This is a genomic window from Sulfitobacter sp., assembly GCF_039977885.1.
Classification (GTDB): Bacteria; Pseudomonadota; Alphaproteobacteria; order Rhodobacterales; family Rhodobacteraceae; genus Sulfitobacter.
Window position 1 is genome coordinate 97,226 of sequence record NZ_JBDWCI010000012.1, and the last position, 12,882, is coordinate 110,107.

At 59.1% G+C, this 12,882-nt stretch carries 7 protein-coding genes; 6 read left to right on the top strand and 1 reads right to left on the bottom strand.

Annotated features, from left to right (window positions below):
• Window positions 1-76: 76 nt before the first annotated feature.
• The 4 genes from ABJM03_RS08895 to ABJM03_RS08910 all read left to right on the top strand — a co-directional run bounded on the left by ABJM03_RS08895 (window position 77) and on the right by ABJM03_RS08910 (window position 3,764).
• A complete protein-coding gene (locus tag ABJM03_RS08895; protein ID WP_348417576.1) occupies window positions 77-664 on the top strand; it encodes a heme NO-binding domain-containing protein in 588 nt (195 codons plus the stop codon).
• Window positions 661-1,689 (top strand): diguanylate cyclase, encoded by a 1,029-nt coding sequence (locus ABJM03_RS08900; protein ID WP_348417036.1) that lies wholly within the window; start codon window positions 661-663, stop codon window positions 1,687-1,689. The genes ABJM03_RS08895 and ABJM03_RS08900 overlap by 4 nt, the downstream gene beginning before the upstream one ends.
• 108 nt (window positions 1,690-1,797) lie before the next feature.
• Window positions 1,798-2,826 carry a glycosyltransferase family 2 protein gene (locus tag ABJM03_RS08905; RefSeq protein WP_348417037.1) on the top strand — a complete coding sequence of 343 codons (1,029 nt, stop codon included), beginning with the start codon at window positions 1,798-1,800 and terminating at the stop codon, window positions 2,824-2,826.
• Window positions 2,823-3,764 carry a glycosyltransferase gene (locus tag ABJM03_RS08910; protein WP_348417038.1) on the top strand — a complete coding sequence of 314 codons (942 nt, stop codon included), beginning with the start codon at window positions 2,823-2,825 and terminating at the stop codon, window positions 3,762-3,764. Before ABJM03_RS08905 ends, ABJM03_RS08910 begins: the two co-directional genes overlap by 4 nt.
• Window position 3,765: 1 nt before the next feature.
• Here ABJM03_RS08910 and ABJM03_RS08915 read toward each other — a convergent pair whose 3' ends face one another.
• Window positions 3,766-4,512 (bottom strand): WecB/TagA/CpsF family glycosyltransferase, encoded by a 747-nt coding sequence (locus ABJM03_RS08915; protein ID WP_348417039.1) that lies wholly within the window; start codon window positions 4,510-4,512, stop codon window positions 3,766-3,768.
• A gap of 198 nt (window positions 4,513-4,710) precedes the next feature.
• Here ABJM03_RS08915 and ABJM03_RS08920 point away from each other — a divergent pair, with 198 nt between their 5' ends.
• Window positions 4,711-6,168 carry a hypothetical protein gene (locus ABJM03_RS08920; RefSeq protein ID WP_348417040.1) on the top strand — a complete coding sequence of 486 codons (1,458 nt, stop codon included), beginning with the start codon at window positions 4,711-4,713 and terminating at the stop codon, window positions 6,166-6,168.
• A gap of 299 nt (window positions 6,169-6,467) precedes the next feature.
• Window positions 6,468-12,881 (top strand): beta-ketoacyl synthase N-terminal-like domain-containing protein, encoded by a 6,414-nt coding sequence (locus ABJM03_RS08925; protein WP_348417041.1) that lies wholly within the window; start codon window positions 6,468-6,470, stop codon window positions 12,879-12,881.
• The last annotated feature ends 1 nt before the right edge of the window (window position 12,882 follow it).

Here is a 12,882-nt window from a genome sequence, read left to right on the forward strand (position 1 = left end):
CTTTGTTGGCACGGTGCCTTTAGCCTGATGTTAACTTCCATACGCCCAAAGTGAGGGGGTAGGAGTGAGTAAAACCATGCATGGGCTGATAAATCGAAGTATTCAGAACTACATGACCGACAGCTACGGCCTCGGGGCGTGGCACGCTGTGGCTGCGCGGGTCGGGCTTTCGCCGCCTGAATTCGAGGCGATGCTGACCTACCCTGACGAGGTTACGCCGGCTGTTCTGGATGCCTGCGCTGCGGTTTTGCGCAGGGCGCGTGCGGATGTGATGGAGGATATCGGCGCCTTTCTTGTCTCCCATCCCAATACCGAAGCCGTCCGGCGCCTGTTGCGTTTCGGCGGAATGAATTTTGAGGATTTTCTGCATTCGCTGGATGATTTGCCCGATCGGGCGCGCATGGCGGTTTCTGATCTGCACCTGCCTGCGATTGAGCTGCACGAACACGCGGCAGGCTGCTTTAGCCTGATCTGTGTCAGTGGTCTGGCGGGTTTCGGAAACCTGATGATGGGGGTGCTGCGGGTAATGGCTGATGATTACGGTGCACTTGCCCTGTTGGATCTCGAGGATTGCGAAGACGGGCGTGAAACGGTGCGTATACAGTTGATCAAGACGGATTTTACCGATGGTCGCCGATTCGAGCTTGGTGCAGGTGCGCAATGACGGGTCCCATAAAAGCGAGCATTCTGGATGTTCTGTGCCCGATGCATCTGACGTTGGATGGCGATGGGATAATCACCAATGCAGGGCCTACCACACAAAAACTGCGCCCTGATACACCGCTTGTCGGTACTTCGTTCCTTGAGGCGTTTCGCGTCATGCGACCGCGCGGGATCGTTACGATGTCTCAGGTGTGGAAGTCGCTGAACGTCAAGCTGCATCTTGAAATGCAAGGCGCACCACCGGCGCGGTTAAAGGGGGTTGTGGTCTGTGATACGACGGGCGGGGCGATTGTTAACCTGTCCTTCGGGATCTCCATTCTCGACGGTGTGCGGGATTATGCCCTGACCAACGCGGATTTCGCAGCGACCGATCTCGCGATCGAGATGCTCTATTTGGTTGAGGCGAAAACCGCAGCGATGGAGGCGTCGCGCAAGCTCAATCTGCGCTTGCAAGGGGCCAAGGCCGCAGCCGAAGAGCAAGCCTTTACCGATACATTGACCGGGCTGAAAAATCGCCGTGCGATGGATCAGGTGTTAGAGATGATGCTGGCGGCGAAAATGCAGTTTGCAGTGATGCATATTGATCTGGATTATTTCAAAGCGGTCAATGATACTTTGGGGCATGCGGCGGGCGATCATGTTTTACAAGTGGTCGCTGCAGCAATGCTTGAGGAAACGCGCGCGTCGGACACGGTCGCGCGTGTGGGCGGTGATGAGTTCACAGTCATCTTACCGCAGGTGGCGGATCTGGACGTGCTTACGCGCATTGGCCGCCGCATCATTGACCGGATCGAAGTGCCGATCCCCTTTAACGACAGCTTGTGCAATATATCAGCCAGCATTGGCACTGTCTGGATCCAGAGCAATAAGGCTGCGACCCGCGAAAGGGTATTGGCCGATGCGGACCTTGCCCTTTATGCGTCAAAAAACAAAGGCCGCGCGTGCCAGACATTCTATACACCGCAGCTGCGCGCCAGTGCCAATTGCGCCAAGCCCCCTGTGGGGCGCGGATCGGGTGCAAACTGACGCCAGAGGCGTTTGCGCCAAGCGACACAAATGCCTGATTGCTGAACAAAGGCCCCCGCGCCGGGCTGGAGAGTAGACCGGCGGGTGGCCTTGGCGTAAAGACGTAGTATGACCCGAACCCGCTCGCTTTTGACCCGCATCCGCACCCGATTAAACGAGGTTGCCCGCCGCCGCCGGTTTTCCCGCGCTGTCGAGCATCTGCACGGGACGATCTCTGTGCCTGAGGGCGAGATGCTGGCCATCGTGCTGGTGAGGGACGGTGCGTATTATATGGATGCGTTTTTCGATTACTACCGCAGTCTGGGTATCCGGTATTTTGCCTTTATCGATAATGGATCGACCGACGGAACAGTGGCACGTCTGCGCAACGAAGCTGGCTGCGTGGTGGACCGTGCGGTGCTGCCGTTGGCACAATACGAGGATTTATTGCGGGCCTATCCGGCGCAAACCTACGGGCGGGATCGTTGGTGTCTTTATGTGGATATGGACGAGCAATTCGATTTTACAGGGCGTGAAACAGCCGGATTGCCTGCGTTGCTGCGTTATCTCGAACGGAATGGCCACACGGCGTTGATGGCGCAAATGCTTGAGATGTTCCCTCGCGCCCCGTTGTCAGAGGTGTGTGATCTGTCCTTTGCCCAATCGTTGGAAGCGTTCCGCTTTTACGACATCAGTACTGTCGAAAGCTTTGACTATCATGCGCGCGCTATTAGCTTCGAAGCGCTGCTGCGGGATAACCGGCTAAGCACGGATGAACTCAAATTCAAATTCGGTGGGGTGCGCGGCAAAGTGTTTGGCGAGGCCTGCTGCCTGACCAAACACCCGCTTATCTTTAACGGAGCGGGTGTGGTGCCTGCGCCGCATCCGCATTTGTCCCGAAATGTGACTGTATCGGATATGTCGGCTGTGATCCGGCATTATAAATTCGCAGGCAATGTAGCTGCACGGGATGCCGCCTCTGCCGAAAGCGGCGATTTGGCCCATGGCGAGGATCAGGCCCGCCTTGCGGTTTTACAGGCCCAAGAAGCGCTGTCGCTATATTCACCGGATGCGCGGGAATGGGCAGGGATTGCGCCGCTGCAGGAGGCTGGTTTTATAGTTAAATCAGAAGCTTACGAAGCCACGGTGCAGGCATGAGTCTGGCCGCCATTGTGATCGGGCGTAATGAGGGCGCACGGCTGATCGCCTGTCTTGATGCACTGGGCGGGGTCGCTCCCGTGATCTATGTGGATAGCGGTTCGACCGATGGATCGGTTGCGGCGGCACAGGCACGTGGCGCGCAGGTGGTGGCGTTGGATATGACGCAGCCCTTTACGGCGGCACGTGCGCGCAATGCGGGCTTGGCCGCTTTGCCCAAAGAGGCGGAGCTGGTGCAATTTCTGGATGGCGACTGTGTGGTGCAGGAGGGCTGGATTGCGGCGGCGGTCGGCTTTCTGGAGGCGCAGCCGGATGTGGCCATTGTGTGTGGCCGGCGCCGCGAGATCAACCCCGAAGCGTCGGTCTATAATCGCCTGATCGACGATGAATGGAACACGCCAGTGGGCGAGGCATTGTACTGTGGCGGCGATGCGTTGATGCGCGTGGCGGCGCTGCGCGCTGTGGGCGGATACCGTGCGGATCTGATCGCGGGCGAAGAGCCGGAGATGTGCGTGCGCCTGCGTCAGGCGGGTTGGCGGATCTGGCGGTTGGAGGCCGAGATGACAGCCCATGATGCCCAGATCACCCGCTTTGCGCAGTGGTGGCAGCGCAGCAAACGCGCAGGCCATGCATTTGCCGAAGGGGCCGCACTGCATGGCACCATGCCTGAACGCCATTGGGTTGCCGAGGCGCGCCGTGCATTGCTTTGGGGGATGGCGGGACCGTTGGCGATTGTGCTGCTTGTCGTGGCAATTGGTCCTGTCGGGCTGTTGGGTGCTTTGGTCTATCCGTTACAGGTGCTGCGGCTTTCGCGCAGGGGCGGGGGTATTTGGGCATTGTTTAGCGTGCTGGGAAAATTCGCCGAGGCGCAGGGCGCGCTGGGCTATTACCGGAGTCGCCTGATGGGGCGCAAAAAGCGGCTCATCGAATATAAGTGAGTTAGCGCTGGCGCAAAGCGTCACATATGAGGCCGGGTAAGATGGCGAAACATTTAGCATAGCGCGGGATCATCCGCTTGGGGCTTTGCAGCGCGCGCCATAGCCATTCCAGCGCCAATGCACGCATGAATTTCGGCGCGCGTACCTGTTGGCCTGCCAGAAAATCCAAACCCGCCCCGACAGAGGCAAAACCCACGGTCGGGGCTTTGTTCCGTGCAAAGGCGGCGAACAGCTCCTGCTTTGGCGCACCAAGAGCGACAAAGCACAATCGCGCACCGGATGTATTGAGCATTTCGCAAATTTCCGTAGCCATATCACCTGCGGGGTCAAACCCGTAGGGCGGCGCATAGGTGAGTACGATGTTCAGTGCCGGGATCTGCTCTTGGAGGGCGATTTTGGCACCGGCAAGGGCTGTGTCGGTGCTGCCCACCAAGGCGACCGGCATCTGCATCTTCGCGGCAAGCTCGCACAGCGGGATAACCAAATCCGATCCGGGGATCAGCTCTAAGGGTTTGCCTGCCAGCCGCGCCAGCCAGACCACGGGCCGCCCGTCGGCCACCACAAGCTCCTGCGCGCGGTAGGCAGCGGCAAAGGCCGGATCGGCGGGGAGTTTTGTCAGGTGATCAAGGTTGAGCGTGGCCAATGCGAATCCTTTGGACTTCTCAAACCTTGTCTGCACGGCATGAAACAATGCGGTGCGGGTCGGGATATTGACCTCGACTGCGTTACTGTCTTTGCCAAATTTCACAACACACCTGCGCAGCAGTGCCATAGGGTGGTGGCAGTTTTATCGGTGGCGATTTTCAAAATATATAGCCAATTCAATTGCGTAGTTGTGTTTTTATGCGCCCGTTCCGGTGCTGCTGGGCAAACTACCGTGATGACACAGCTTGGCCAAGGGTGTATTTAGGGGATCTATTCCCAACCCTGCGGTGCCAAAAGCCTCATGCCCAACCCGATTGCATATCTGATGCTGCTGATCTGGCCTGCGGCGTGCCTTGTGCTGTTTCGTACGCAATCGGTCGAACGGGCGGTGGTCTGGTCGATCCTTGGCGGGTATCTTTTGTTGCCCCCGCTGACCGAATTCAACCTGCCGCTGGTGCCCGCAATGGACAAGGTATCGGTGCCGAACCTATGTGTTTTGCTGATCTTGATGTTCGGCACAACGCATAAGCTGCAGCTGTTGCCCGAAGGGCGATTGGCACGGGGGCTGGTCGGGCTTTTGGTGTTCTCGGCCATCCCGACAGTGCTGACCAATCGCGAACCCATCCTATTCGAGGTGTTGCGCGATGCGGACCCGATCCTGTTCTTGATTGATGCGCTGCCCGGCCAATCGGTCCGCGACATCGGTTCGGTGTTGATCGGGCAGGTCCTGACGGTGGTGCCTTTCCTGATTGCGCGGCAATTTCTGAGCTCTGAAAGCGGTTTGCGCGAGATTTTGCGGGCGCTGATGGTGGGGGCGTTGTTCTATTCAGTGCCCTCGTTCATTGAAATCGCGGTCTCACCGCAGATGAATGTCTGGGTCTACGGGTTTTTCCAGCATAGTTTCGAGCAGACAATTCGGGCAGGGGGCTACCGTCCTATCGTGTTCCTGCCGCATGGTCTTTGGCTGGCGCTGTTTGTATGCACCGCTGCGATGGCCGCGGCTGCTTTGGCTCGGATCACGCCACGCCTTGAGCGCTGGAAGGCGGTGCTTTGGACGCTGTACCTTGTTGTGTTTCTAATTGCCTGCAAAAGTGCCGCCTCGATGGCATATGGTCTTTTGCTGGTGCCTTTCGTCTATTTCGCGCCGCGCCGTTGGATGATCCTGTTGGCGACCGTCTTTGCGTTGGTCGCGGTGACCTATCCTGCGCTGCGTAATATCGGGGCGATCCCGACGGATGCGATTGTGTCCAGAATTGCTGATGTGAACCCCTTGCGGGCACAATCGCTCGAATACCGTTTCAATAATGAGGCGCAGCTGCTGGACCGCGCGGCGCAAAAGCCTGCCTTCGGATGGAGCGGTTGGGGACGCAGTCTGGTGCGCGACCCCGAGGATGGGGAGATTTTGACCATCCCTGACGGGCGCTGGATCATCGTTTTCGGCAGCTTCGGCTGGCTGGGGTATATCGCGGAATTTGGCCTGCTGGCGCTGCCGCTGCTGTTGTTGGGTGTGCATGTGTTGCGACACAAAAAGGCAGAGCTGTCGCCCTACATCGGGGCGGTGGCGCTGATCCTCGGGATTACGTTGATTGATATGTTGCTCAACGCCACTTTGACCCCGTTCACCTGGCTGACGGCAGGGGCGGTTTTAGGCTATGCCGAGCGATTGAGCCCGCGCCGTGCCCGCAAACCGCGTTATGCGCTCAAACATGCTCCGGTCATGGGGGCGCAACGAGGCAATCGGCAGCAGACCGTTCTATAAGTGGGCGTGACGGATGACCGCGACTTTGTAGGGGGGGGCTGCATGAGGCATATGCAATCGGTCTGTGGTGTTGGTAACTGTTGGGGGCAAGGTGAATTTAGGTGTAATATGAGGGGCAATCATGTGGTATTCTCCCCTTATTTTCATGTTGAAAATTGCGCCTATTGCCATTGAATCGACAAGATAGGGCAATAATGTGTTCTCGGTAGGACAATCGTGCCTGAGTAAATGGTCTGCATTTAATACAAGTTCGTTGGAGAAGGGGACCGCCAAGGCCGGCGGCCCGAAGGGTGAGTTTTATGACTGAGCAGGATCGCAAGGCATCTGGCGCAGGGGATGATATTGCCATTGTCGGCATGGCCGTGAATGTGCCCGGTGCGCAGACGGTTGCGGCCTTCTGGGATAACCTGCGCGATGGTGTTTCATCCATCCGCAAGCTCACCGAAGAAGAACTGCTGGCCGCTGGCGAGACATCCGAGAATATCGCCCGCAAAAATTACGTGCGCGCAGCAGCCGATCTCAAAGGGTTCGAGACATTTGATGCAGATTTCTTCGGATTTTCGCCAAAAGATGCGGCCATCCTTGACCCGCAGCACCGCAAATTCCTCGAAGTGGCATGGGAGGCAATGGAACAGGCTGGCCATGTGCCGGAAAATGTGTCGGGCCCTATTGGCGTTTATGCCGGTTGTGGCATGGGCAGCTATTTCTATTTCAACATCTGTTCGAACCGCGATCTGGTGGATGAAACCGGCATGTTCCTGTTGCGTCACACAGGCAACGACAAGGATTTCCTGTCGACCCGTGTGAGCCATGTATTTGATCTCAAGGGCCCGTCAATCAATCTGCAAACAGCCTGTTCGACGTCGCTGGTTGCAATCCACTATGCGGCTGCCGCACTGCGTTCAGGTGAGGTGGATATGGCGCTGGCGGGGGGCGTTACGATCGAACTGCCGCAGGGGCGGGGCTATGTCTTTAAGGAAAACGAGATTCTGTCGCCGGACGGTGAATGCCATGCGTTTGATCACCGCGCTCAGGGCACGGTGTTCGGCTCTGGTGCGGGCTGTGTCGCGCTCAAGCGTTTATCGGACGCGCAGGCGGATGGCGACCACATCTGGGCCGTAATCAAGGGCTCGGCGCTCAACAATGATGGTGCGGCCAAGGCGGGATATCTTGCCCCTTCCGTCGAGGGGCAGGCCGAGGCCATTGGTAAGGCGCTGGCGGTATCGGGCGTGCCGGCGGACCAGATCGAAATGGTCGAATGTCACGGCACGGGCACCTATCTTGGCGACCCGATCGAGGTGGCCGCATTAACCGAGGCATACCGCTCGCAGACTGACAAAGTGGATTATGCGCGGCTGGGTTCTGTCAAAACAAATATCGGGCATCTGGATACCGCTGCGGGGGTGGCCGGTCTGGTCAAGGCGACGCTGGCGCTTCACCACGGCGCAATGCCGCCGTCGCTGGGCTATGAAGCGCCCAATCCCGCCATCGGGTTCGAGGGCAGCCCGTTTTCTGTGAACGCTGCACTCACGGCTTGGCCGCGGAGGGATACGCCCCGCTATGCGGCTATTAACGCGCTGGGCGTGGGCGGCACGAATGCCCATATGATCCTTGGCGAAGCGCCTGCACGTGCAGCTTCGGAAGAAGGTGATTTTCCGTTTCACCCGCTGTGCCTTTCGGGTCAAAGCAAAGCGGCATTAGACGCGAACACGGCGGCCTTGGCTGCGCATCTGCGGGCCAATCCCGATCTTGATCTGGCTGATGTGGCCTTTACGCTGAAAAACGGGCGGCGCGGATTTGATCGCCGCCGTGTGGTGGTCGCGGAAACCGCTAGCGAAGCGGCCGATCTGCTCGAAGGCATGGACACCCGCCGCGTGTTTACCCATGAGCTGTTGGGTGATGCGCCACAGGTTGTATTCATGTTCCCCGGTGGCGGGGCGCAATATCCGGCTATGGCGCGTGATCTTTACGAAACCGAACCGGCCTTTGCCGAAGCTATGGACCGCGGGCTTGCCCATCTTGCGCCGCAGTTGGAGTATGACATCCGCGCGCTTTGGTTGCCGGACGGCGATATGGCGCAGGCAGCTGAGGAGTTCAAGAAACCTTCGGTGCAGCTGCCACTGATTGCGATTGTGGAATATGCGCTGGCGCAGCTGTGGATCAGCTGGGGTGTAAGGCCTGCGGCAATGGTTGGCCATTCGATGGGTGAAAACGTCGCGGCCTGCCTTGCGGGTGTGATGAGCTTTGAGAACCTGATTGATCTGGTGCTGTTGCGCGGGCGTTTGTTCGATACCGTGCCCGCGGGCGGAATGCTGAGCGTGCCTCTGTCTCTGGAAGCGGTCACACCTTATCTCGACGGTGATCTTGATATCGCTTCGGTGAACGGGCCTGAGCTTATAGCGGTTTCTGGCCCTGACGGGGCGCTTTTGGCGCTGGCCGAGCGGCTGGCCAAGGATGACGTCGAAAGCCAGCGCATCGCCATTGATATCGCGGCGCACAGCCGCATGTTGGAGCCGATCCTGAGCGATTACCGCGCCTTTTTGGCATCGCTGGACCTGCGCGCGCCTGAAATGCCTGTTATGTCGAACACCAGCGGTCAGCAAATGACAGCAGCACAGGCCACCGATCCCGATTATTGGGTTGGGCAGCTGCGTAATACCGTGCATTTTGCCGATTGCATCGCGACACTGGCGGCAGGTGACAAGCGCGTATTCCTTGAGGTTGGCCCCGGCAAGGCGCTGTCTTCGTTAGCTCAGATGTGCTCGGATGTGGCTCCGGCTCAGGTGTTGAGCTCTTTGCGCCATCCCGATCAGGAAATTGCGGATGATGTGTATTTCATGGGTATCATCGGGCGGTTGTGGGCTTGCGGGGTCGAGGCCGACTGGGATCAGATCTGGGGCGATGCGCGGCGCAACCGCGTTGTGTTGCCTACCTATCAATTCCAGCGCAGCCCCTATTTCATCGAGCCGGGAACACAAGCCATAGAAGCGGCCCCAAAAGCGGCTGCACGGTTGGAGAACATGGCCGATTGGGGCAGCGTGCCAAGCTGGCGTGCTGCCTATGCCGATGTGGACGCCGATCCCGAGGCCGCGCTTGCGCAGGGGGCAGCCCGGACATGGCTGGTCTTTGCTGACAGCGATGCTGTTGCGGCGCCGGTTATTGCCCGTCTGCGCGCCGCAGGTGCTGTGGTGAGTGTTGTAACCGCCGGCGACAGTTTTGCCGATTTGGGTGAGGGGCGTTATAGGCTTGCACCGGAGCAGGGGCGCGAAGGCTATGACGCGCTTATGGCCGCGTTGGAAAATGCAGGGCACAGTCCCGACCGTATTGCGCATCTCTGGGGCGTCACCGATGCCGAAACCTACCGCCCGGGCAGCAGTTTTTATGACCGGATGCTCGAGCAGGGCTTTTACAGCCTGTTGTGGCTGGGTCAGGCATTGGCCGAGCGGAAGGATCCGGCCCCGACACATCTGACTGTTTTCACCAATGGCGCGGCGCAGGTCTCAGATGAGCTTTTGCAATATCCGGCCAAGGCAATGATTAGCGGCCCTGCCGGTGTGATCCCGCATGAGATTGCCGGTGTAACTGTCTCTACGGTTGATGTGGTGCTGCCCGAGGCCACGAAATCTACAGGGCTGTTCAAACGTCCGGTAGAGGCGGCAACCGGTGAGATCACGGATGTTCTGCTGGAGGAAATTCTGGCCACGCCTTCGAATGCGGTTTGTGCGCTGCGCGGGGAGCGCCGGTATGAGCAGGGGCTGCGCCCGCAGCGATTGGCCCAAGCGGATGCACCAGCGATCAAACGCGACGGCACCTATCTGATTACGGGCGGTTTCGGCGGCATCGGCCAGACCATCGCGGCAGACCTGCTGTCCTCTCATAACGCCCATGTTGTTTTGTTGAGCCGGACGCCGCTTCCCGCGCGCGAGACATGGCCCCATGTGCTTGAGACCACCCATGCGGGGGACGCCACTGCGCGCCGCATCCGCGCGGTGCAACGGCTCGAGGCGCTGGGCGGCAGGGTTGAGGTCGCCGCGGCGGATGTGATGAATGTCGCGCAAATGCGCAAGGTCATCGACGGGTTGCAAACACGTGGCGCAATTGATGGCGTGATCCATGCCGCTGGCACCTTAGATGATGCGCCGTTGCTGGGTAAGACACAGGCGCAGGTTGATGCAGTTCTGGCCCCCAAGGTGCAAGGTTTGCGTGTGTTGGACCAGCTGTTGCCAGATGGCAGTATCGATTTGATGGTGCTCTTTGCTTCGACTTCTACGGCGACCCGCGCCGCAGGGCAGGTAGACTATGTCGCCGCCAATGAGTATCTCAATGCCTTTGCCAAATCGCGCAAGCAGGGCAAAACCCGCGTGGTCGCGATAAACTGGGGCGTCTGGGCAGATGTCGGCATGGCAGCCGAAGCCGTTGGCCATGCACCGGTCGAGACATTACCGCCGCGCGATCTGGACGTACCGCTGTTGGATAGCGTCGAGGTGCTCGAGAACGAGACCCGCTTTGCCGGATCGTTTGACGCGGGTCGGGATTGGGTTCTGGACCAGCACCGCATGGCTGATGGCACTTCGGTGATGCCCGGCACGGGCATGATCGAGGCATTGGCGCAAGCGGGGCGTGCTGCGGGGTTGCGCACAACTTTCACGTTGCGCGATCTGTACTTTTTACGCGCTTTCAACGCTCCTGAAGGTCAAAACCGTCAGATGCGAGTGAGCCTGAAGCCTGAAGCGGGCAACGGTTTTCGCGCGGTGTTGATGAGCGATTGCACCCTTGAAGGCCGCTCTGGCTGGCAAGCCCATAGCGAGGCGCGTATCGTCGGCTCCACTGCGGCGCAGGTGAGGATCGACCTTAAAGGAATCTCGAACCGTCTTGGCGATATCCAAGAGCAGGCTGGCGCACATATGCCCACGCCGCAGGAGGCGCATTTGCGCTTTGGGCCGCAGTGGCAAGTGCTTCGCGCACGGCAACTGGGCAGGGGTGAGGGGCTTGCACGGCTCACATTGGATAGCGCGCTGGATGAAGGGCAAATTCTACACCCCGGCTTGATGGATTTGGCCACAGGTTGGGCGATTGAATTGGCTGGTGGGTATGACGGGACAGATCTTTGGGTGCCGATGTCATATGGCGAGATTACTGTGCAGGCACCGCTGCCCAAAGACATCTACAGCTGGGTGCGCCTTGTAAGTGCTGGCGCTGATGACGCCCGCTTTGACGTCACGATTTGCGATACGGACGGTGTCGTGCTGGTTGAGGTGTATGATTTTGCAATGACCCGCCTCAAGGGGGGATTTGCGGCCCAAACGACAGTGTTGAAAGCGAATGAAGTGATCTTTGACACGGACACGGCCAAGCAGGACCGAGCGCCCAGCGAGGCCGAAGAGCGTCTGGCCTATCTGGTGGCACAGGGGATCACAGCGACCGAAGGTCCGGACGCGTTTTCGAGGGCGCTCGCACTGGATGTGCCGCAGGTCTATGTCTCGTCTATGCCGTTGCAGGCGCTGGTTGCCCAAGCGGATGTGCCGCCGCGCGAGATGCCTAAGGGGCAGAGCTTTGAGCGGACCGATCTGGAAGGTTTCATTGCCCCCCAAGGCCGCGTGCAAGAGGCGCTTGCAGACATGTGGTCCACTTTGCTGGGGGTCTCGCCTGTTGGGGCCGAAGACAGCTTTTTTGATCTTGGCGGGCATTCGTTGATCGCCGTACGCCTGTTTGCAGCAGTCAAACGTGAATTCGGCGTAGAATTCCCGATTTCGATTCTGTTCGAGGCACCGACAATTGCGGAAATCTCGGCGCGGATCATTGAGCAGACCGGTGCGTCGGACACGGCTGTGGCCGTTTCTGATGTGGCAGCGGCACAGCCCCGGTTCATCCATCTGGTACCACTTAACGGGGTGAAACCTGCGCAGGCGGCCCCGTTGTTTGTGGTGGCTGGCATGTTCGGCAATGTGTTGAACCTGCGCCATCTGGCGTTGCAGTTCAGCGATACGCGGGCTGTATTCGGTTTGCAGGCGCGCGGGCTGATCGGTGACAGCGCACCCCATGAAACGGTCGAAGAGGCCGCCGCCGATTATATTGCAGAGCTGCGTCAGGTACAGGCTGAGGGGCCTTATCTGCTGTCGGGTTTCTCGGGGGGCGGAATCACCGCCTATGAAATGGCACGCCAGTTGCGTGCAGCAGGCCAAGAGGTGGCGGTTCTGGCGTTGCTGGATACGCCGCTCCCCGTGCGCCCCGGTTTAAGCAAGCCTGACAAGGCATTGATCAAACTGGCAGAGCTGCGTGCAAAAGGTCCGCGTTACCTGCTGGAATGGGGGCAAAACCGCATTGCCTGGGAAAGGGCAAAGCGGGCGGATAGGCCGGTTGCCGTGTCAGAAGAGGCGCAGTTCAACAATACCAAAATCGAAGCCGCCTTTTTGCGCGCTGTAGCCCGTTATGACACGCCGCGGTGGGACGGGCCGATGACGCTGTTGCGTCCCGTGCTGGACCGCAGGTTTAAGGTGACGGGCGGAAATTGGGTGAGTGAGGCGCGCGAATATGTTTTTGCCGACAATGACTGGACGCAATATGCACCCCACGTGCAGGTGATCGAAGTGCCGGGGGATCACGACAGTATGGTGCTTTCTCCGAATGTGGTGGTCATGGCGGCCGAGTTACGCGAAGTGATTGACGCCGCACTATCCGCGGCCAGCCCCCAACAAGCGACCGCAGCGGAGTAAC